Here is a 21,312-nt window from a genome sequence, read left to right on the forward strand (position 1 = left end):
CGTTGCGCCCGGCCCCGGCAGCGGTGCCCGCACCCTGGTGCGTGGCACCCTTGCCGGGCCCGGACATACTGCGCGTATGGACCGAACCGATCCGGAAAAAGCCGTAGCAAGGGAAACAGCCGCGCCGTTGCGCGTGTTCATCCTCGACGACCACGAGGTGGTGCGCCGCGGAGTTCGTGACCTCCTCGAAGCGGAGCCGGACATCGAGGTCGTGGGGGAGGCGGCCACGAGCCGGGAGGCCCTCGCACGCGTCCCGGCGACCCGCCCGCACGTGGCCGTCCTCGACGTACGGCTCGGGGAGAGCGGCACGGAGGGCGGCGACCACGGCGGCATCGAGGTGTGCCGCGAACTCCGTGCCCGCATGCCGGAGCTGGCCTGCCTGATGCTGACCTCGTTCGACGACGACGAGGCCCTCTTCGACGCCATCATGGCGGGTGCCGCGGGCTACGTCCTCAAGCAGATCAACGGCTCGGAGCTGGTGTCGGCGGTACGGACGGTGGCCACCGGCAAGTCAACGCTCGACCCGCGCACGGCGTCCCGCGTCATGGCCCGGCTGCGCACGCCGCGGGAACCGGAGGTGCCCGAGGCGTCGGAGCTGGACAGCCTCTCGCCCCGCGAACGGGAGATCCTCGACCTCATCGGCGAGGGCCTGACGAACCGCCAGATCGCTGACCGCCTCTTCCTGGCGGAAAAGACGGTGAAGAACCGCATCTCATCGATCCTGGCAAAGCTGGGGGTGGGGCGACGGGTCCAGGCGGCGGTCATAGCGGGCAGGACGAAGAAGCCGTCGGGGTCGTAGGGGTCGTAGGAGGGGAGCAGGGGTCGTAGGAGGGGTAGGGTCCGCCCGCAGGGGAACTCCGTGACTCAGTCGGGCAGCGGCACGCTCCACACGATCCGCGTGCCCCCGCCGTCGGGTATCTCCACGGCCAGTCGGCCGCCGTGGAGCTCCGCCCGGGACCGCATGTTGGCCAGGCCGCCGCGCCGCGGGGCGGATCCGACGCCCACGCCGTCGTCCGTCACCGTCAGCGTGGCCCGCTCGGCCACCGTCAGCATGACCTCCACGCGGCGGGCCGCGGCATGCCGGGCCGCGTTGCTGAGCGCCTCCGCCGCCACGGCCAGGATCTGCTCGGCCAGCTCGGCGGGGACGTCGGTGTCGGCCGGCCCCTCGATCCGCAGTGCGGGCGCGAAGCCCAGCGTCCGCGTGGCGGCCTGCACCGCCTCGGCCATGCCGCGCCGCAGGCTCGGCCCGCCGCCGCGGCCGTCCCCGGCCGTCCGCAGGCCGAAGATGGTCGACCGGATGATCTGAATGGTCGTGTCCAGGTCGTCGACCGCCCGGCCGACCCGCTCGGCGGCCTCCGGCCGGTCGATCAGGCGCGTGGCGCTCTGCAACGTCATGCCGGTGGCGAAGAGCCGCTGGATGGCCAGGTCGTGCAGGTCGCGGGCGATGCGGTCGCGGTCGTGGAGGACCGCGAGCTCTTCGGACTCGGCGCGGCGCTGGGCGAGTTCGAGGGCGATGGCCGCCTGGTCGGCGAAGCCGGATATCAGCTTCACCTCCGTCTCGTCGAACGGCGCCCGCCCGGCGTGGCGGCGCAGCAGCAGCGCACCGCGGGCACCGTCGCCGGCCTGGAGGGGAACGGAGAGGGTGGGGCCGGAACGATCGCCGGCCGCTTCCGTGCCGCCCTGGTCGTCGTCGCCCACAACGACGGCGTTGTCGGCGTCCGCGACCTCCATGGCCCGCTCGGCGATGAGCTTCAGCGCCGCGTCCGCGTCCGTGCCCGACAGCAGGCTGCGGGTGATCTCGCCGAGCGCTTGCAGCCAGCGCTCGCGGCGGCGGCTCTCGTGGTACATACGGGCGTTGTCGATGGCGACGCCCGCGGCGATGGACAGGGTGGCCAGGACGGACTCGTCGTCCGCGTCGAACGCGGCGCCGCCCCGCTTCTCGGTGAGGTAGAGGTTGCCGAAGACCTCGTCGCGCACGCGGACGGGCACGCCCAGGAACGTGCGCATGGGCGGATGGTGCTCGGGGAATCCGTAGCTGCGCGGATGGCGGGTGAGGTCGGTGAGCCGCAGCGGGGCGGGGTTGTGGATGAGCTCACCGAGGATCCCGCGCCCGCAGGGCGTACGGCCGATGCGCGCCGCGAGCTCCTCGGACATGCCGACCGGCAGGAACTCCGACAGCGTCTGCCCGTCCCCGACGATGCCGAGCGCACCGTACTCCGCATCGGTGAGGGTGACGGCCGCCTCGACGATGCCGTGGAGCACCTGGGGAAGTTCGAGCCCGTGGCCGACGCTCATGACGGCGTCGAGGAGTCCGCGCATGCGATCGGCGGACGGTAAATGCGCGGACTGCTGACCGGCGGACTGCTGCCTGCCGGCATCCCGATCAGCGGCTTGATCTGCGACTTCCGTCATGACTACTCCCCGGCCCGAATCCCTGCTCAGCAGCGTACGACACCTGCCCGCCAGGGCCCGAGGGGCTGTGGATAACTGCCGGTCCCCGCCCCGGGCTTCCCGCCCCGGGCCTCACGCACCGCGGGTGGTGCCGAGGGTGAACTCGTCCACCAGCCTCCGGAACTCCTCCGGCTGCTCGAAGAAGGCGACGTGCCCGGTGTCCAGTTCGGCGTACGTGCTGCCGGGGATCGCTGTGTGCAGGTCGCGGCTGTGCTCGACCGGCACGGTGGCGTCCTGCAGGCAACCGATCACGAGCGTCTCGGCCTGGACACGGGGCAGCAGGGTGCGGATGTCGACGCGCGCGTCGAGGTCGGCGTGGCGGAGGGTGCCCCGGGTGGACGGCATGTTGGCGGACATGGCGTCGACCTGCTCCCGCCCGATGGCGTTGAGGAAGCCGCGGCTGAAGCCCGTCATCAGGACGAACCGGCCGAAGGCCACAGGGTCGGACGTGCCGAGCCGGTTCCACAGGGCGAAGGTGCTGCGGAGGAACTCGTCGCCCTCCGTGTGCGCCCAGCCCGCCACCAGGATCAGCCGCCGTACGAGGTCGGGCCGCAGCGCGGCGACGGCTGCGGCGACGGGGGAGCCCATGGAGAAGCCCAGCAGATCGACGGGCCCGGCGCCGGCGTCCTCTATGACGGCGACGACCTGGGCGGCGAGGCCCTCGACGGTGAGTGGGCCGCCGCCATCGGTGGTGCGGTCGGTGCCGGAGAGGTCGGGGGTGATGACCGTACGGTCCTCGGCGAACCGCGGGGCGATCCGCCCCCAGGTCAGGGCGGCGCCGGTGGACCCGGTGCCGTGGACGAGGACGAGGGGCGTGCGGATGCCGTCGGAGGAGCCGAGGCGGTCGTAGCGGTCGTAGCGGACGAGGGCGTCGGCGACGGCGACGGTGGCGGTGGTGACGGGGGCCGTGGGGATGGCGGTGGCGGTGGTCGTGGTCATGGTCATGGTCATGGGGAGAACTCCTGTTGTGGAATGCGTGCCGGTGGGGACGTCCTCCACACTCCCGTCGTCCGCAGTCCCGCGGGAGAGCCCTGCCCACCCTGGGACTGCCGGTCCCTGGTTCGCGGCGGACGCGTCGGCGAGGATGATCCGCATGACGACCGCCCGCCCGGACCGCCCGGAGCTCGCCGACTTCCTCCGCCGCTCCCGCGACCGGATCCGCCCGCAGGACGCGGGCCTGCCCGCGGGCCCCCGGCGCCGCACGCCCGGACTGCGCCGCGAGGAGGTCGCCCAGCTCGCGGGCATGTCGGCCGACTACTACATCCGCCTGGAACAGGCCCGCGGCCCGCAGCCCTCCCCGCAGATGCTCGCCGCTCTCGCCCGCGCCCTGCGCCTGGACACCGACGAACGCGACCACCTGTACCTGCTCGCGGGCCACCGCCCGCCCGCGGGCCGCACGGCGGGCGACCACGTGGCCCCCGGCCTGCTCCACCTCCTCGACCAGCTGCCCGCGACACCGGCACAGGTCCTCAGCGACCTGGGCGACGTCCTGGCCCAGAACGCCATGGCCCGCGCCCTCCTCGGCGGCGTCTGCACCGTCTCCGAGCACGGCCGTAACGTCGTCTGGCGCTGGTTCACCGACCCGGCCGTCCGCGCCGCCTACCCGCCCGCGGAACACGAGCACTACGGCCGCCTGCACACGGCCGACCTGCGTGCCGCCGTGGCCCGCCGCGCCGGCGATCAGGCGGCGACCCGCCTGGTCGACCGCCTCCGCGAGGCCAGCGACGAGTTCCGCACCCTCTGGGAACGCCACGAGGTGGCCGTTCGCCGCCGCACCCGCATGCGCGTCCTGCACTCCCTGGTGGGCCCGGTCGACCTGGACTGCCAGGTCCTTCTCTCCCCTGACTGCGACCAGCGCCTGATCCTCCTCACCCCGCCCCCCGGCACCGACACCCAGGACCGCCTGGCCCTCCTGGGGGCGGTGGGCACACCGCAGTTCGAGGAAGCGGCGGCAGGGTAGGAGGTCAACGGGGACCGAAACGGGGCGCGAGAGGAGGCCGACGCTGATGAAGGCCGTGATCTGCGGTGGTGGAATCGCCGGGCTGGCCCTCGCCCGGTGCCTCGGCGACGCCGGCTGGGACGTGGTGGTCCTGGAGAAGGCCCCCGCCCTCCGCACCCAGGGCTACATGATCGACTTCTTCGGTCCGGGCTACACGGCCGCCGAGGAGCTGGGCCTTCTCCCCCGGCTGCAAGAGCTCGGCTACGCGGTGAACGAACTCCGCTACGTGGACGAGGACGGCCGCCGGCGGGCGGGCATGACGTACGCGACGCTGGGCCGCGCCATCGGCGGCCGGCTGATCAGCATCATGCGGCCGGACCTCGAACGCGCCCTGTACGAGAGCCTGCCCGCGGGCGTCGACGTACGGTTCGGGACCACCGTCACGGCGGTCGGCGGCCACGCGAGCAGTGACACCGGCGGCGCGACCGTCACGCTGAACGACGGCACGCACCTCGATGCCGACGTCGTCGTCGGCGCGGACGGCGTCCACTCGGCGGTACGGCGCCTGGCCTTTAACGACGCGAACCACGAGAGCGACGCTAACCACGCGAACCACGCGAACCACGCGAACCGCGAGAACGACAAACGCTACGTGCGCCATCTCGGCTTCCACACCGCAGCGTTCGTCTTCGAAGACCCTGAGATCCACGCCGCCTGCCGGGACAGCTTCGTCCTCACCGACACGGTCGACCGGCAGATGGGCTTCTACAGCCTGCGCGACGGCCGCGTGGCGGCGTTCGCCGTCCACCGGACGGCCGACCCCGGCCTGCCCGGCGACCCGCGGAAGGCACTGCGCGAGGAGTACGGAGGGCTCGGCTGGGTCGTCCCGCAGGCGCTGCGCGCGTGCCCGCCCGGCGACGAGGTGTACTACGACCAGGTCGCCCAGACCGAGGTGCCGTGCTGGAGCCGGGGACGGGTGACCCTCGTCGGCGACGCCTGCTACGCGGTCTCACTCCTCGCCGGCCAGGGCGCTTCCCTGGGCCTCGCCGGCGCCCGCCTCCTCGCCGAGCAACTGTCCGAGGCGCCGTCGACCGCGACGGCACTGCGGCGGTACGAGGAACAGTGGCGGCCCGTGGTCACGGAAAAGCAGCAAGCAGCGCGCAAGGGCGTCCGCTGGTTCCTCCCCCACTCCCAGAACGAACTACGTGCCCGCCGCCTCGCCCTGCGCGCCGCCCGGCTACCGGGTGCGGGCCGATACCTGGCCTCAGCCCTGACGGGAAGTTCACGGGGCTTCTTCGGCAAGATGCATGCTCCGTAGGCGCATTGACAGTGCCGCGCGGGCCGGTTGATCCGAGCAGTCCGGGCGGCCGGGACGGTTTCACGCGTGCTGCATGCTCCCCGGCCAAACGCTTTCCAGGTTGCGAGTCATCCGCTCGAGGACAGTGACGGTGATCCGGTACTCCTCGCCGGAGATGCCGGCCGTCGACAGATCACGGAAGGCGTGAACGCGCCCGGCGACCGCGGAGAGGCGCGCACGGCCGTCGCCGGTCAGAACGAGGCGGCCGGGTGCCGGGCGTGCCGCCCAGCCGCCGGCGATGACCGCCTCGACGGCGGCGGTCAGGGTGGCGGCGTCGGCATTGGCGGCAAGGGCGGTCAGCACGGTCGGCATGTCTGTTCCCGTGCCCGGTGGGCCGTCCTCGATGACGTTGAGGACCTGCCACGCGATCCGGGTGAGGCCGAATTCGGCCAGCATGGAGTCCATGGAGCGGGTGAGGGCTTTGTCGGTGCGGTTGAGCCAGTAGCCGATGGGCTTCAAGGCGGGCAAGGCGTGCTCCCTGCAGAGGTGGTGATGGCGGTCCACGGGGCCCGGGTCGAGGCCGAAGCGATGGAATCCCTGGGGGATCAGGGCTGGATGAACGCGGTGGCGTTCTCGCGGGCCCACTGCCGGAAGGTGCGGGCGGGCCGGCCGAGGAGGCTGTGGGTGGTATCGGCGATGGCGGCCGGACCACGGTCAGCGGCTTCCCACAGGTTGAGCAGGGAGTAAATCACCGGGGCGGGCATGTAGTTCGCCATCTGCCGCTCGGCTTCGGCGCGGCTGATCTTCTCGACCGGGATCTCGCGGCCGAGGGTCTCGGCGAGGACGCCGAGCTGCTCCCGGAAGCTGAGTGACTCGGGCCCGGTCAGGGTGACCGAGCGGCCGGTGAGGGACGTGCCGGTCAGGGCCTCGAAGGCGATGTCGGCGATGTCCTCGGGGTGGATGGGCGCGATGTGCGCGTCCGGGTAGGCGAGCTGGACCGGCATCGACCGGCTGATGGGGTGGGCCCAGCCGAGGGAGTTGCTGGCGAAGGCGTCCGGGCGCAGGAACGTACGGGTGAGGCCGGAGCCGGCGAGGGCGCGCTCGACCCGGAGGCTGTGGCCGGCGAGCGGGTCGCTCTCGGCGTCCGGGCCGAGGACCGAGGAGGACGAGAGCAGGACGACGTGCTCGACGCCTGCGGCCTCGGCGGCCTTGACGAGCTCGTGGATGCCGGCGGGCTCGGGGTAGAGGAAGACCTGGCGGACGCCGCGGAGCGCGGAGTCGAAGTCCGCGGGCCGACCGAGGTCGAGCTCGGCGACCTCGACGCCCTCAGGGACGGTCAGCGCGGCGGGGTCGGCGCTGGCGGCGCGGACGCTGAGACCGGCGGAGTACAGGCGGCCGATGACGGCTTGACCGACTTTGCCGCGGGCGCCGGTGACGAGGATGGACATGAAGGTGCTCCGTTCGCATACACATGGGGATCGACATATGCATGCTTGCACGCACACATTTGTTGGTCAACACATGCCTTCGCCGCATCATCCATGTCTGTACGCTGAAGGGCATGACCAAGCGCGAGCCGAAGACAGTGGAGGGGACGGACGAGGTGAATGGGAAGACGGCGGACGAGCTGCTGGACGCCGTGGGCCCGGCTTTCGGAAAGCTGCGGCGTTCCTCGCTCCTGGAGGTCGAAAACCCCATCTCCCAGAAGGATCTGAGCCGCACGCTGGTGCTCAGGATCGTCCTGGAGGCCGAACAGGAGGCACCGGAGGGCCCGCCGGAGGTCACGGTCGGGGCGGTGGCCCGCCACCTGGGCGTGGACCCGTCGGTGGCCAGCCGCATGGTCTCCGACTGCATCTCGGCCGGCTACCTGATCCGGGCGGCCTCCCAGCAGGACGGACGCCGCACCGTCCTCCACCTCAGCCCCGAAGGCCGCGAGCTGATGGCCCGCTTCACCCGCCACCAGCGCTCGGCCTTCGAATGCATCACCGCCGACTGGACCGAGCACGAGCGCCTGGAGTTCGCCCGCCTCATGCTCAAGTACGTCGACTCCCAGGACGCCCTCCGCCACCGCCCCGTGGCCCAGGACACTCCCCGCTGAAACACCCTGTGGACAAAAACCAGGACAACGAGCGCTGAGGAATCACGAAGGCCCCGGCCGGTTTCCCGGTCGGGGCCTTCGATAGTGCCCGGTGAGGCACTGTGCGGAGGATACGAGATTCGAACTCGTGAGGGGTTGCCCCCAACACGCTTTCCAAGCGTGCGCCCTAGGCCTCTAGGCGAATCCTCCGCCGCAAACAATACAAGACGCGGAGGGGTGCTCGCGAACACGTGGTCGCGGGGTGGGGGTGGGGCGGGGGAGCGGGCACGGGCACCGTGCGGGATCCGCTAGGCTGGGGGGCAAGCCCCTCACGTGGCGCTATCTGACTGAACTCCCCCAGGGCCGGAAGGCAGCAAGGGTAGGTCGGCTCTGGCGGGTGCGTGGGGGGCCCTTGTGTTTCCTGGGCCCGCGCCCCGGGGTCGCGGGGGCCTGTGGATGTGAGCGAGGCCACTTGTCAGTGGGGCCCGATATCGTCGTAGGTGTGTCGTCCCTCGCGCTCTACCGCCGCTACCGCCCCGAGTCCTTCGCCGAGGTCATCGGGCAGGAGCATGTCACCACCCCGTTGCAGCAGGCGCTGCGCAACAACAGGGTCAATCACGCGTATCTGTTCAGCGGACCGCGCGGCTGCGGAAAGACGACGAGCGCGCGCATCCTCGCCCGCTGTCTGAACTGCGAGAAGGGCCCGACGCCCACCCCGTGCGGGGAGTGCCAGTCGTGCCAGGACCTCGCGCGCAACGGGCGCGGTTCGATCGACGTCATCGAGATCGACGCCGCCTCGCACGGTGGCGTGGACGATGCCCGTGAGCTGCGGGAGAAGGCCTTCTTCGGGCCCGCCTCCAGCCGCTACAAGATCTACATCATCGATGAGGCCCACATGGTCACCTCGGCGGGCTTCAACGCCCTGTTGAAGGTGGTCGAGGAGCCGCCGGAGCACCTCAAGTTCATCTTCGCGACCACAGAGCCCGAGAAGGTCATCGGGACGATCCGGTCGCGTACGCACCACTACCCCTTCCGGCTGGTCCCCCCGGGCACGCTGCGTGAGTATCTGGGCGAGGTGTGCGATCGCGAGGCCATCCCCGTGGAGGACGGGGTGCTGCCGCTGGTCGTACGGGCGGGCGCCGGGTCCGTACGTGACTCGATGTCCGTCATGGACCAGCTCCTCGCCGGCGCGGCCGAGGACGGTGTGACATACGCCATGGCGACGTCCCTCCTCGGGTACACGGACGGGTCGCTGCTCGACGCCGTGGTGGACGCGTTCGCGGCGAACGACGGCGCCGCGGCCTTCGAGGTCGTCGACCGCGTCATCGAGGGCGGCAACGACCCCCGCCGCTTCGTCGCCGACCTCCTGGAGCGCCTGCGCGACCTCGTGATCCTCGCCGCCGTGCCCGACGCGGTCGAGAAGGGCCTGCTGGACGCCCCCGCCGATGTCGTGGAGCGCATGCAGGCCCAGGCCGGCGTCTTCGGCCCGGGCGAGCTCAGCCGCGCCGCCGACCTCGTCAACGAAGGCCTGACGGAGATGCGGGGCGCGACGTCGCCGCGGCTCCAGCTGGAGCTGATCTGCGCGCGCGTCCTGCTCCCCGCCGCCTACGACGACGAGCGGTCCGTACGGGCCCGGCTCGAAAAGCTGGAGCGCGGGGCGGCCGCGCTCGTGTCCGCGCCCATGGTCCCCGCCACCGGCTACGTTCCCGGGCCCGGCGCGCACGCACCTGACCAGGCCTACGGGCAGCCCGCGCAGGCCCCCGGGCTGTCCGGTCCCGCCGCGGCCCGCGCGGCGGTCTCCGGGGCTCCTGCGCCGGCTGCCGCCGCTCCCGCCCCGGCCCCGGCGGCTCCGGCCCCGGCCGCCCCCGTGGCACCGCAGACACCCCCCGCAGCTCCGGCACCTTCCGTAACCCCCACACCTCAGGCCCCGGCCCCCGAAGCCCCCGCGGCGCGCCCCGCAGGCGCCTGGCCGACCGCCGCCGCGCCCGGCCAGGGCGGCGGCGGAGCCTCCCGCCCCGGCGCCTGGCCCTCCGCCGTGGCTCCCGGCCAGGGCCAGCCCGCCCCGGCCTCGGCCCCTGCCCCGGCGCCCGCCCCCGCAGCTGCCGGCACGAGCGCAGGCGTAGGCGCAGGCGCCGGATCCCAGTCCCGCCCCGTCGGCGACCCCAACCAGGTCCGCCAGATGTGGCCCGCCATCCTGGACGCGGTCAAGAACCGCCGCCGCTTCACCTGGATCGTCCTCAGCCAGAACGCCGAGGTCGTCGGCTTCGACGGCACGACCCTCCAGATCGGCTTCGCCAACGCCGGCGCGCGCGACAGCTTCGCCAACAGCGGCAGCGAGGAGGTCCTCCGCCAGGCGATCGGCGACGCCTACCAGGGCCAGGTCCAGTGGAAGATCGAGCTCGTCGTCGGTACGGGCCCGGCGCCGGGGGCAGGCGCCCCCGCGGGCGGCTTCGCGGGCGGCTTCGGCGGCGGTGGCGGCGGCTACGCCCCGCAGGCCCCCGCACCCGCCGCTCCCCGCCCCGCCCCGGCGGCCCCGCAGCCTCAGCCGAACCAGACGGGACAGGCGAACCAGGCGAACCAAACGGGACAGGCAAGCCGGCAGCAGCACCAGTCCTCGTACCAGGCGCCCGCGTCCCCCACGCCTCCGCCGCCCCCGCCGGCCCAGGCGTACCGCGAGCCCGAGCCGCCGCCCGTCGCCCCCGAGGACGACATTCCCGCCGAGGACGATCCCGACCTCGACGAGACCGCCCTGACCGGCCACGACCTCATCGTCCGCGAGCTGGGCGCGACCGTCATCGAAGAGATCGCGAACGAGTAGAAGGAAACGAGTAGAACGAAACGAGTAGAGCGAGCGGTCCGGGCACACGAGCCCCGCAGCGACACCGCCGGACCCCCTGGGTGCGCCGCATGCGCCCCCAGGCGCCCCCTGTTCTTCTTCGTCCGGCATGGGGCGCCGGAAGCGGCGACCACGTAGGCTCGGGCTACCGAGACAAACGTCGTCGAAAGCCAGGAGCGAACCCGTGATTCCCGGTGGTGGCCAGCCCAACATGCAGCAGCTCCTCCAGCAGGCGCAGAAGATGCAGCAGGATCTCGCCGCAGCGCAGGAGGAGCTCGCCCGTACGCCCGTCGAGGGCTCGTCGGGCGGCGGCCTGGTGAAGGCGACGGTCACCGGCGCCGGCGAGCTCCAGGCCCTGGCGATCGACCCCAAGGCCGTCGACCCCGAGGACACCGAGACCCTCGCGGATCTCATCCTCGCCGCCGTCCGCGACGCCAACAACGCCGCCCAGCAGCTGCAGCAGCAGAAGCTCGGCCCGCTCGCCCAGGGCCTGGGCGGCGGCAGCGGCATCCCCGGCCTGCCGTTCTAAGCCGATCTGAGCCTCGGATCTGAGCCTCGGATCTGAGCGGCTGAGCCGACGGCACAGTACGTAACCAAAAGCGCACAAGCGAAGAAGGAGCATTCGATCCGTGTATGAAGGCGTGGTCCAGGACCTCATCGACGAGCTGGGCAGGCTGCCCGGCGTCGGTCCCAAGAGCGCGCAGCGGATCGCCTTCCACATCCTTCAGGCCGAGCCGGCCGACGTCCGCCGGCTCGCCCACGCCCTGACCGAGGTCAAGGCCAAGGTCCGCTTCTGCGCGGTCTGCGGCAATGTCGCCCAGGAGGAGCGGTGCCGGGTCTGCCAGGACCCGCGCCGCGACCCCGCCGTGATCTGCGTCGTGGAGGAGTCCAAGGACGTCGTCGCCATCGAGCGGACGAGGGAATTCCGCGGCCGCTACCACGTCCTCGGCGGGGCCATCAGCCCCATCGAGGGCGTCGGCCCCGACGATCTGCGCATCCGCGAGCTGCTCGCCCGGCTCGCGGACGGCACCGTCACCGAGCTGATTCTCGCCACCGACCCCAATCTGGAAGGTGAGGCCACCGCCACGTACCTCGCCCGTATGGTGAAGCCCATGGGGCTCAAGGTCACGCGGCTGGCCAGCGGCCTTCCCGTAGGGGGAGACCTTGAATACGCCGACGAGGTCACGCTCGGGCGTGCCTTCGAAGGGAGACGACTTCTCGATGTCTGACGCAACGCTGCACGACGCCAAGCGCGACCCCGACGACTTCGCGGTCTCGGTCGCGGACTCCATCGAGAGCTTCATCGTCGCCGTCACCGAGGTGTCGCGCGGCGATGAGCCCGACAGCGCCGTGCCCTTCCTGCTGCTGGAGATCTCCCAGCTGCTCCTCACCGGCGGCAGGCTCGGCGCGCACGAGGACTTCCTCCCCGACGAGCGCTACGAGCCCGACGTCGGCCCCGAGCCGGACGTCGACGAGCTGCGGGAGCGCTTCGCCCGGCTCCTCGACCCCGTGGACGTCTACTCGGAGGTCTTCGACCCGTACGTGCCGCGTACGGCCCCTGTCGCCTGCCGGGTCTCCGACGACCTCGCCGACATCATCACCGACCTGCGGCACGGCATGGCCCACTACCGGGACGGCCGGGTCAGCGAGGCCCTGTGGTGGTGGCAGTTCTCGTACCTGTCCAACTGGGGCCCGACGGCCTCGGCCGCCCTCCGCGCCCTCCAGTCCCTGGTCGCCCACGTACGCCTCGACCAGCCCCTGGACGAGCTCGGAGGCCTGGACACCGACTCCGTGGCGACGGAGGAGCGGCTCGCCGAGGAGGCGGGGCGCGTGATGGAGGCGGAGATCGCGGGTCCGCTGGGGCTGCACGGGGCCTGACGGACGCGGCGCGGGGCCCGACGGGCACGGCGCGGGGTCTGAGCGGGCACGACGCGGGCCTGACGCGTCCCGGACCCGCCCCGCCCCGACGCCGTCGACGCCCGGGCCGCCCCCGCCTCCGCCACCGGCTCGCCACTCACCCCCCAACTTCGGCCATCGTTGAGATTCGACGTCCTCGGCCTCCCTCCCCCTCGTAGCCTGCGAGACGAGCGCCCCTGACGAGGGGACCACGTCGCCTCTGACGAGGGGACCACGAGGGGAGAGACATGGACGCCACTTCCGGCACCGGTCGGCCCGACGAAAACCCCGCCATCTCGACCGAGTTGGGCGATGCCGCCTTCGGTCACTTCTACGCCTCCGCACTGCGCGCCGTCGCCGTTCACCGCGTCGCCGACCACCTCGCCGACGGCCCCCTGCAACCCGACGAGCTCGCCCGCCGCGCGGGTCTGCACGGCCCTACGCTGCGCCGCGTGCTGCGGCTGCTCGCCATGCGCGGCATCTTCCAGGAGGACGAGCAGGGCGCCTTCGGCCTCACCCCGGCCGCCGAGCTGCTCCGTACGGACGTGCCCCGCTCGGCGCACACCGGCATGGTCTGGTTCACCGACGAGATCTTCCGGCGCTCGGCGGCGGGCCTGGAGGACGCGCTCCGCACGGGCGCCATCCCCTTCCAGACGGCGTACGGCATGCCCTTCTTCGACTACCTGACGACGGACGCCGACGCCCAGCGCCAGTTCGACGCGGGGATGGCGAACATGTCCGGCCCGGAGGACGAACTCATTGCCGACACGTACGAGTTCCCGGCCGACGGTACGGTCGTGGACGTCGGCGGCGGCCGCGGCGGGCTGGTCCGGGCCGTGCTCAGCCGCAACCCCGGCCTGTCCGGCGTTCTGTTCGACCAGGAGCAGACGGTGGCCGCGCACCTCCTGGAGGAGGGCACGGAAGCCAAGGCGATCGCCGGCCGCTGGCGCACGGACGGCGGCAACTTCTTCGAGGCCGTGACGCCCGGCGGCGACATCTACCTCCTCAAGCACATCCTTCACGACTGGAACGACGAGGAGTGCCTGCGCATCCTCCGCGCGATCCGCGCCGCGATCCCGCCGGGCGGCAAGCTGCTGGCCGTGGACGCGGTCCTCCCGAAGGGCAACGAACCGCACATGGCCAAGGTCCTGGACATCACCATGCTGGCGCTCGTGACGGGCCGGGAGCGTACGGAGCAGGAGTTCCGCGACCTGCTGGCCGAGGCGGGCTTCAGGCTGAACCGGATCATCCCCACACCCATCAGCTCGATCCTCGAGGCGCTGCCGGTCTAGCGCGCCCTGCCTTTGACGCGGCGGCGGGCTGAGCTTCCGCGTCGGCCGGCCGCGCGACCCCCCAGGGGTGTTGCAGCTCACAAAGTGAGTGGCGTCGCTCCGGTAGGGCAGGAGTGATCGCGGGCGGTCCGACGGCGTACCGTTCACGATCATGACGCGGGCGACACGTCTCAGCATGCGGTATCGGCATGGCTGAATCCGGCCGCTCGTTAGACTGAGCCGACCGCATTACACAGAGCTGCGAGGAGCGCACGTGGGCCTTGTCGTGCAGAAGTACGGAGGCTCCTCCGTTGCCGATGCCGAAGGCATCAAGCGGGTTGCCAAGCGAATCGTGGAAGCCAAGAAGAACGGCCACCAGGTGGTCGTCGTGGTTTCCGCGATGGGTGACACGACGGACGAGTTGATCGATCTCGCCGAGCAGGTTTCGCCGATGCCTGCCGGACGTGAGTTCGACATGCTGCTGACCGCCGGAGAGCGTATCTCCATGGCCCTGCTGGCGATGGCCATCAAAAACCTCGGCCACGCGGCACAGTCGTTCACCGGCAGCCAGGCCGGTGTCATCACGGACGCGGTCCACGGCAAGGCGCGCATCATCGACGTCACGCCGGGCCGCATCCAGCAGTCGGTGGACTCCGGCAACATCGCGATCGTGGCCGGCTTCCAGGGCGTGTCCCAGGACAGCAAGGACATCACGACCCTGGGCCGCGGCGGTTCCGACACCACCGCCGTCGCCCTGGCCGCCGCGCTGAACGCCGAGGTCTGCGAGATCTACACCGACGTCGACGGCGTCTTCACGGCCGACCCGCGGGTGGTGAAGAAGGCCCGCAAGATCGATTGGATCTCGTTCGAGGACATGCTGGAGCTCGCGAGCTCCGGTTCCAAGGTGCTGCTGCACCGCTGCGTCGAGTACGCACGCCGTTACAACATCCCGATCCACGTGCGCTCGTCCTTCTCGGGGCTCCAGGGCACCTGGGTCAGCAACGAACCGCAAGGGGACCAGCCGATGGAGCAGGCGATCATCTCGGGCGTCGCACACGACACCTCCGAGGCCAAGGTCACGGTCGTCGGGGTGCCGGACAAGCCGGGTGAGGCCGCGACGATCTTCCGGGCGATCGCGGACGCCGAGATCAACATCGACATGGTCGTGCAGAACGTCTCCGCGGCGTCCACCGGCCTGACCGACATCTCCTTCACCCTCCCCAAGACCGAGGGCCGCAAGGCGATCGAGGCGCTGGAGAAGACGAAGGAGCGCGTGGGCTTCGACTCGCTGCGCTACGACGACCAGATCGCGAAGATCTCGCTGGTCGGCGCGGGGATGAAGACCAACCCGGGCGTCACGGCGACGTTCTTCGAGGCGCTGTCGAACGCCGGGGTGAACATCGAGCTGATCTCGACCTCCGAGATCCGCATCTCGGTCGTCACCCGTGCCGACGACGTGAACGAGGCCGTCCGCGCGGTGCACTCCGCCTTCGGCCTGGACAGCGAGAGCGACGAGGCCGTCGTCTACGGAGGCACCGGGCGATGACCTCCGGCCCCGCGGCCCGTACCGGCACCTTCGCGGGTGCCGGTACGGGCCGTAAGCCGGTGCTCGCCGTCGTCGGCGCCACCGGTGCCGTCGGCACGGTCATGCTGGAGATCCTTTCGCAGCGCCAGGACGTGTGGGGCGAGATCCGGCTCGTCGCCTCCCCGCGCTCGGCGGGGCGCCGGCTCACCGTGCGCGGCGAGGAGACCGAGGTCGTCGCGCTGAGCGAGGAGGCGTTCGACGGCGTCGACGTCGCCATGTTCGACGTGCCGGACGAGGTCTCCGCGCAATGGGCGCCGATCGCCGCCGCCAAGGGCACGGTCGTCGTCGACAACTCCGCGGCCTTCCGGATGGACCCGGACGTGCCGCTGGTGGTGCCCGAGGTGAACGCGCACGCCGCGCGCGTACGGCCGCGCGGCATCATCGCCAACCCCAACTGCACGACGCTGTCGATGATCGTCGCGGTGGGTGCGCTGCACGCCGAATTCGGGCTCAGCGAGCTGGTCGTCTCCTCGTACCAGGCGGCTTCGGGGGCGGGCAAGGCCGGCGTCGACACGCTGCGCGCGCAGCTCGCCGAGGTGGCCGGCTCCTCGCTGGGGACGCAGCCCGGCGACGTGCGCCGCGCGGTCGGCGACGGGCTCGGCCCCTTCCCCGCGCCCCTCGCGCTGAACGTGGTGCCGTGGGCGGGCTCGCTCCAGGAGGACGGCTGGTCCTCCGAGGAGCTCAAGATCCGGGACGAGTCCCGCAAGATCCTGGGGCTGCCGTCGCTGCGGGTCGCGGCGACGTGCGTACGGGTCCCCGTGATCACCACGCACTCGCTGGCCGTGCACGCGCGGTTCGAGAACGAGGTCACGGTGGAGCAGGCCCACGAGATCCTGGCGAGCGCACCGGGGGTCGTGCTCGTGGACGATCCCGCCGAGGGGGAGTTCCCCACGCCCGCGGACGCGGTGGGCACCGATCCGACGTGGGTGGGCCGGGTGCGCCGCTCCCTGGACGACCCGCGAGCGCTCGACCTCTTCGTCTGCGGCGACAATCTGCGCAAGGGAGCGGCACTGAACACAGCTCAGGTCGCCGAATGCGTGGCGGCGGAGCTGACCACTCCCTAATCTGGAGAAGTGGTGAAGGTCTTGCAGGTCCTGTGATCAAGTCGTTGGTCCAGACCTCTTGAACTGGGCAGATGAAGTGTTCGACGATGCGCTCCCCGCCCACTGCAACCGTCAGCGGGCCGGGAGCGTCTTTGCTGCCGTCTCTCAGGGCGGTAGCAAAACCGGGGCATTGAGGAAGAGCTGGTACGCATGAGGGCATATGACGCATCGTCACGCGGCGCATCGTCAGACGCGGCGCCTCGCGTGTACAACCCTGACGGGGGGAAGCGTGTCCAACAGGCGTGGCAGAGGTCATCAGCATCGCAACCGCCCCGAGGCGCGGCGGCAGTGCACTGCGTCCGCGTTCCTACCCGTCGGGCGGCATGCCGGTGATCGCTCCCTGGCCGACCGCCCGGCCCGCCGCCCAGATCCCGCCCCAGCGGGGGGACGCTGACGAAGCAATGGCAGCGGGCACCACAGTCGACCACCTCACCGAGACCTACAGGGCCCACTACCGGTCCCTGCTCGGCCTTGCCGCGCTGCTCCTCGACGACACCGCCTCGTGTGAGGACGTGGTCCAGGAGGCCTTCATACGAGTGCACTCCGCGCGCGGCCGGGTCCGGGAGCCGGAGAAGACCCTCGCCTATCTGAGGCAGACTGTCGTCAATCTGTCCCGTTCCGCGCTCCGCCGCCGGATCCTCGGGCTGAAGCTGCTCTCCAAGCCGATGCCCGACATGGCGAGCGCCGAAGAGGGTGCGTACGAACAGCTGGAGCGCGACCAATTGATCAAAGCGATGCGTGGACTGCAACGCCGCCAGCGGGAAGTCCTCGTCCTCCGCTACTTCGCCGATATGACCGAGGCCCAGGTCGCCGAGACCCTGGGCCTCTCCCTCGGCTCGGTCAAGGCGTACGGGTCGCGCGGCATCGCGGCGCTCCGCATCGCCATGGAGGCTCCGGCATGACCCGCCCCCCTTACGACGGGCCCGGTCCCGCCGGCGAGCGCGACGGGGGCACGCACGACGGCGGTATGCACGACGGCGGTGTGCACGGCAACGGCATGCACGACGGTGTGCGTGACATCGGCATGCACGGCACCGGCACGGGCGGCGCGGGCATGGACGGCACCGGCATGGACGAGCAGACGCTCCGGCAGCTGCTTCAGGGTGCCGTCGGGGACATCGAGCCCGCGCCCGACTCTCTGGACCAGATCCGGCGCGCCGTGCCGGCCCGGCGTACCCGCCGCAGGCAGGCCCTCGTGGGCGCCGCGGCCGCGCTGATCCTCGGCGGTACGGCCCTGCCCGCGGTCGTCCACGTCGCCACCACCGGTGACGCGGTCGAGGAACGCCACGCCAACACGGCCAGCAGCCAGCACACTCCCGAGGACCCGGTCGCCGAACCCGACGGGGTGGGCGACGGCGCCGGGCGGCCCGAAGAGGGCGAGGCCCGGAACCACGACGAAAAGCGGGAAGAGCGCAAGGACGAGGGGAAGAAGGGCAATGAACCCAAGCCCGCTGGTTCCTCCCCCGCAGGCATTCCCCCCGCCCCCACGAACACCTTCGCCGCCGTCTCCCCGACCTGCGACCGCGACCAGCTCGGCAAGGGCAGCGGGACGGTCGGCCCTGCCGACCGCGACGGGCGGGTCTACGGCGCCTTCCGCGTGGTCAACGTCTCCCGCGCCGTCTGCACGGTGGGCGGGCCGGGGACCGTCGCGGCGAGCCCGCGGGGCGGCGCCGAGAGCGGGCGCGTCTCCGTCGTGGACCACACGCCGGGCGACGCCGCGACCGGCCTGCCCGACCCGGCGACCGAGCCCAGCGAGGTCATCCTGCAGCCCGGCCAGGCCTACGAGGTGAAGTTCGCCTGGATCCCGGCCTCCGACGGCGGGCGCAACAGCTGCGGCAAGACCGGCGGCGGCTCCTCTCCGGCGCCTTCCGCCGGCGGGGGCGCCAGCGCCTCCCCGGCCGGCTCCGCCGCGGCGAGCGGGCAGCAGCCGAGCGTCCCGGATTCGCCGCCTCCCACGCCCCAGCCGGGCGTCGTCCTCAGCCACACCCCGGATGTGGGCGAGCCCGCGATAGCGGACGCCAAGATCGACGACGCGTGCGCCGGCACCGTCTACCGCACCGGGCCGATCGTCACGACGAGCTGACCCCGCCGCGCGGGCCCCCGGCAGGGGGCGGTGACCGGCCCCGCGGCCGTGCCCGTACCGTGGTGGTGTGTATCGGTTCCTGCTGACTCCCCGCTGGTGGGCGATCAACGTCTTCACCGTGGTGGCCATCCCCTTCTGTCTCTTCATGGGCAGCTGGCAGCTCGGCCGCTTCGAAACGCGCGTCGACTCGCACCGCGAGCAGCAGACGCAGGCCGACGACGCCCGCGAGGCCGCGGCCGAGCCGCTGCGCGACCTCCTCCCCGTGACGACCGAGACCTCCGGCCGCCGGGCGACCGCCTCCGGCCGCTACGACACCGAGCACCAGCTGCTCGTGCCGGAGCGGACGCTGGACGACCGCCAGGGCTTCTACGTACTGACCCTCCTGCGCACGGACGAGGGCAAGGCCCTTCCCGTCGTCCGCGGCTGGCTGCCCGGCGACGCGGACTCCAAGGCGGACACCGCCAAGGTCCCGGCCCCGCCGGCCGGCCATGTGACCGTCACCGGCGCCCTCCAGTCCTCGGAGAGCCCCGGCTCCAAGGGCGTACGGTCCGGCGGCGGCCTGCCCGCCGGCCAGCTCGGCGTGATCAGCGCCGCCTCACTGGTCAACCTCGTGCCGTACGGGGTCCAGGACGCGTGGATCACCGCCACCGAGGCGGACGGGGCCATGACCCCGGTGCCCCCGGCCGCCGCCCCGAACAGCGGCCTGGACCTCAAGGCCTTCCAGAACCTCGGCTACACCGGGGAGTGGTTCGTCTTCGCCGGCTTCGTGCTGTTCATGTGGGCCAGGCTCTTCCGCCGGGAGGCGGAGGCCGCGCGGGACCTGGCCCTCGGCATCACTCCGGAGACGGCTCCGGACGCTCAGGGCCCGGACGGCCCAGATGACGCTCCGCAAAAGCGATCTCCAGCCGGAGCTGCTTGATCCGCTCCTCCACCACCAGGGAGCCGTGCCCCGCGTCGTAGCGGTACACCTCCAGGGGGTGGCCGCGCCGCTCCAGCCGCTCCACGTAGTTCTCGATCTGGCGGATCGGGCACCGCGGGTCGTTCATGCCCGCGGAGATGTAGACCGGCGCGCGCACCTGGTCGACGTACGTCAGCGGGGACGACGCCTCGTAGCGCTCCGGCACCTCCTCCGGGGTGCCGCCCAGCAGCGTGCGGTCCAGGGCCTTCAGGGCCTCCATCTCGTCGTGATAGGCCGTCACGTAGTCCGCGACGGGCACGCCGGCCAGACCCAGCGCCCACGCCTCCGGCTGGGTGCCCAGGCCGAGCAGCGTCAGATAGCCGCCCCACGATCCGCCCGCCAGCACCAGCCGCCCGGGATCGGCGATCCCCGCGGAGACCGTCCAGTCCCGGACCGCCGCGATGTCCTCCAGCTCGATGAGGCCCACCCGGTGCTTGAGCGCGTCCGTCCACGCCCGGCCGTAGCCCGTCGAGCCCCGGTAGTTGACGCGGACGACCGCGTAGCCGTGGTCGACCCAGGCCGCGGGGCCCGCGGCGAAGGCGTCGCTGTCGTGCCAGGTCGGGCCGCCGTGGATGTCGAAGACCGCAGGGAAGGGGCCGTCGCCCTCCGGCTTCTGGATCAGGGCGTGCACCTTGCCGCCGGGGCCCTCCACCCACACGTCCTCGACCGGCACGGAGCCCGGCGCCCGGCCGACCCCGCCCGGCAGCGCCGGCGGATCCAGCACCACCTGCCCGGTCGTAGACCGCACCGCCGAGGGCTCGGCGGCCGAGGACCACAGGAACTCCACGCTGCCGTCCGGCCGCGGCAGGGCGCCCGACACCGTGCCCGCCGGAGTGTCCAGCCGGGTCAGCGAGCCACTGGCCAGCTCATAGCGGAACAGCTCGCTGCGGGCCTGGAAGCTGTGCTCGATCAGCAGCGCCGAACCGTCCGGATACCAGCCCGCGTCCAGGTCACCCGGCAGGTCGAGAGCCAGCGCCGTCTCCTCGCCCGTCGCGGCGTCCCACAGCATCGGCTCCCAGCGGCCCCGCCGCTGGTGCCCCACGAGCAGCCGGGAGTCCCCGGCCACCGGGGCGAATCCCATGACGGCCAGGCCCAGCTCCTCCGTGCCGCCCCGCGTGTCGTCCAGCTCGGCGACGGTGCTGCCGTCCGGCCGCACGATCCGGACGGCTGAGTGCATCGCGTCGCCGTGCTCGGTGTGCTCGATCGCGATCAGGGCGCCGTCGTGCGACATGCCGCCGACCCCCGCCGACTCCGTGTGACGGTAGATCTCCACGGGCGCCGCACCGGGCCGCGCCACGTGGACCGTGGACCCGCCCTTGTCCGTGGAGCGGCCGACCACGGCCGTGCCGTCCCGGCCCAGGGCCAGGCCGGCCGGGTAGGAGGGCTCGAGGCCGGGCGCGGCGGGCTCGTCGGGCCCGCCGTGGAAGGGCTGGCGCATCCACACGCCGAACTCGTCCCCGTCCGTGTCGGAGAACCACCAGATCCATTCGCCGTCGGGCGACAGCGCCCCGCCCGTCGTGCCGTTCGGCCGGTCGGTCGCCTGCCGCTGCTCGCCCGTCGCACGGTCCCACGCGTACACCTCGAAGGTGCCCGTCACGTTCGACACGAACAGTGCGCGGTCGGGGGCGTCCTGCGCCCATCTCGGCAGCCCTACCCGCGGCGCCCGGAAGCGCTTCTCCCAGTCCGGCACCGCCGTACCGGGCCTCTCGTCGTTCAGCTCGGCCCCGTTGCTCTCAGTCATGGACCCATTCTGCGCCGGAGCACGGGCGGGGCGTCCAGGCGAGCCCCAGCCTGTGGATAACCATCATTCCGCTTA

19 protein-coding genes, 1 tRNA gene and 1 other RNA gene are annotated in these 21,312 nt (G+C 72.1%); 15 read left to right on the forward strand and 6 right to left on the reverse strand.

The features are described from left to right. Positions 1-76 precede the first annotated feature (76 nt). Complete coding sequence (locus PS271_RS14935; RefSeq protein WP_398382366.1) at positions 77-799, forward strand: response regulator; 723 nt, start codon at positions 77-79, stop codon at positions 797-799. 65 nt (positions 800-864) lie between these two features. Here the strand turns inward: PS271_RS14935 and PS271_RS14940 are convergent, their stop codons facing one another. Both PS271_RS14940 and PS271_RS14945 read right to left on the reverse strand, forming a co-directional pair. Next, complete coding sequence (locus PS271_RS14940; protein ID WP_398382367.1) at positions 865-2,319, reverse strand: sensor histidine kinase; 1,455 nt, start codon at positions 2,317-2,319, stop codon at positions 865-867. 204 nt (positions 2,320-2,523) lie between these two features. Next, the gene (locus PS271_RS14945) at positions 2,524-3,402 is read right to left on the reverse strand and encodes an alpha/beta fold hydrolase (protein WP_398382368.1); all 879 of its coding nucleotides are present in this window, start codon (positions 3,400-3,402) and stop codon (positions 2,524-2,526) included. Between the two features lie 133 nt (positions 3,403-3,535). Here PS271_RS14945 and PS271_RS14950 point away from each other — a divergent pair, with 133 nt between their 5' ends. Together PS271_RS14950 and PS271_RS14955 are read left to right on the forward strand one after the other, a co-directional pair. Continuing rightward, entirely contained in the window at positions 3,536-4,411 is an 876-nt protein-coding gene (locus PS271_RS14950; protein ID WP_398382369.1) for an MmyB family transcriptional regulator, read from the forward strand. A gap of 46 nt (positions 4,412-4,457) precedes the next feature. After that, positions 4,458-5,708 carry an FAD-dependent oxidoreductase gene (locus PS271_RS14955; protein WP_398382370.1) on the forward strand — a complete coding sequence of 417 codons (1,251 nt, stop codon included), beginning with the start codon at positions 4,458-4,460 and terminating at the stop codon, positions 5,706-5,708. 60 nt (positions 5,709-5,768) lie between these two features. Here PS271_RS14955 and PS271_RS14960 read toward each other — a convergent pair whose 3' ends face one another. Then, complete coding sequence (locus tag PS271_RS14960; RefSeq protein ID WP_398382371.1) at positions 5,769-6,251, reverse strand: winged helix DNA-binding protein; 483 nt, start codon at positions 6,249-6,251, stop codon at positions 5,769-5,771. A 41-nt stretch (positions 6,252-6,292) separates the two neighbouring features. Then, positions 6,293-7,135: an NAD(P)H-binding protein gene (locus PS271_RS14965; protein WP_398382372.1), complete on the reverse strand. Its 843-nt coding sequence runs from the start codon at positions 7,133-7,135 to the stop codon at positions 6,293-6,295. Positions 7,136-7,248: 113 nt separating this feature from the next. On the opposite strand from PS271_RS14965, the gene PS271_RS14970 reads away from it, so the two are divergent. After that, a complete protein-coding gene (locus PS271_RS14970) occupies positions 7,249-7,785 on the forward strand; it encodes a MarR family winged helix-turn-helix transcriptional regulator (RefSeq protein ID WP_398382373.1) in 537 nt (178 codons plus the stop codon). A gap of 104 nt (positions 7,786-7,889) precedes the next feature. Here PS271_RS14970 and PS271_RS14975 read toward each other — a convergent pair. Continuing rightward, positions 7,890-7,974 (reverse strand) — tRNA-Ser (locus PS271_RS14975). 111 nt (positions 7,975-8,085) lie between these two features. On the opposite strand from PS271_RS14975, the gene ffs reads away from it, so the two are divergent. From ffs to PS271_RS15030, 11 genes are all read left to right on the forward strand, one after another. Next, positions 8,086-8,180: signal recognition particle sRNA small type (gene ffs / locus PS271_RS14980), an RNA gene on the forward strand. Positions 8,181-8,266: 86 nt separating this feature from the next. After that, positions 8,267-10,582 carry a DNA polymerase III subunit gamma and tau gene (locus PS271_RS14985; protein ID WP_398382374.1) on the forward strand — a complete coding sequence of 772 codons (2,316 nt, stop codon included), beginning with the start codon at positions 8,267-8,269 and terminating at the stop codon, positions 10,580-10,582. Between the two features lie 202 nt (positions 10,583-10,784). Beyond that, a complete protein-coding gene (locus tag PS271_RS14990; RefSeq protein ID WP_120755273.1) occupies positions 10,785-11,129 on the forward strand; it encodes a YbaB/EbfC family nucleoid-associated protein in 345 nt (114 codons plus the stop codon). Between the two features lie 100 nt (positions 11,130-11,229). Next, a complete protein-coding gene (recR, locus tag PS271_RS14995; protein ID WP_030367243.1) occupies positions 11,230-11,829 on the forward strand; it encodes a recombination mediator RecR in 600 nt (199 codons plus the stop codon). Continuing rightward, positions 11,822-12,478: a DUF5063 domain-containing protein gene (locus tag PS271_RS15000; RefSeq protein ID WP_359107874.1), complete on the forward strand. Its 657-nt coding sequence runs from the start codon at positions 11,822-11,824 to the stop codon at positions 12,476-12,478. The genes recR and PS271_RS15000 overlap by 8 nt, the downstream gene beginning before the upstream one ends. 266 nt (positions 12,479-12,744) lie before the next feature. Next, positions 12,745-13,788: a methyltransferase gene (locus tag PS271_RS15005; RefSeq protein WP_398382375.1), complete on the forward strand. Its 1,044-nt coding sequence runs from the start codon at positions 12,745-12,747 to the stop codon at positions 13,786-13,788. Positions 13,789-14,041: 253 nt separating this feature from the next. Continuing rightward, complete coding sequence (locus PS271_RS15010; RefSeq protein WP_356289233.1) at positions 14,042-15,313, forward strand: aspartate kinase; 1,272 nt, start codon at positions 14,042-14,044, stop codon at positions 15,311-15,313. Continuing rightward, positions 15,310-16,416 carry an aspartate-semialdehyde dehydrogenase gene (locus tag PS271_RS15015; RefSeq protein WP_398382376.1) on the forward strand — a complete coding sequence of 369 codons (1,107 nt, stop codon included), beginning with the start codon at positions 15,310-15,312 and terminating at the stop codon, positions 16,414-16,416. Before PS271_RS15010 ends, PS271_RS15015 begins: the two co-directional genes overlap by 4 nt. Positions 16,417-16,778: 362 nt before the next feature. Further along, positions 16,779-17,357: a SigE family RNA polymerase sigma factor gene (locus PS271_RS15020; protein WP_194960694.1), complete on the forward strand. Its 579-nt coding sequence runs from the start codon at positions 16,779-16,781 to the stop codon at positions 17,355-17,357. Next, positions 17,354-18,538 carry an anti-sigma factor gene (locus PS271_RS15025; protein WP_398382377.1) on the forward strand — a complete coding sequence of 395 codons (1,185 nt, stop codon included), beginning with the start codon at positions 17,354-17,356 and terminating at the stop codon, positions 18,536-18,538. The genes PS271_RS15020 and PS271_RS15025 overlap by 4 nt, the downstream gene beginning before the upstream one ends. Before the next feature lie 67 nt (positions 18,539-18,605). Continuing rightward, a complete protein-coding gene (locus PS271_RS15030; protein WP_398382378.1) occupies positions 18,606-19,457 on the forward strand; it encodes an SURF1 family protein in 852 nt (283 codons plus the stop codon). Here PS271_RS15030 and PS271_RS15035 read toward each other — a convergent pair. After that, the gene (locus PS271_RS15035; protein ID WP_398382379.1) at positions 19,372-21,237 is read right to left on the reverse strand and encodes a S9 family peptidase; all 1,866 of its coding nucleotides are present in this window, start codon (positions 21,235-21,237) and stop codon (positions 19,372-19,374) included. The genes PS271_RS15030 and PS271_RS15035 overlap by 86 nt on opposite strands. Positions 21,238-21,312 lie beyond the last annotated feature (75 nt).

The sequence above is a fragment of the Streptomyces sp. SCA2-17 genome (assembly GCF_044336695.1).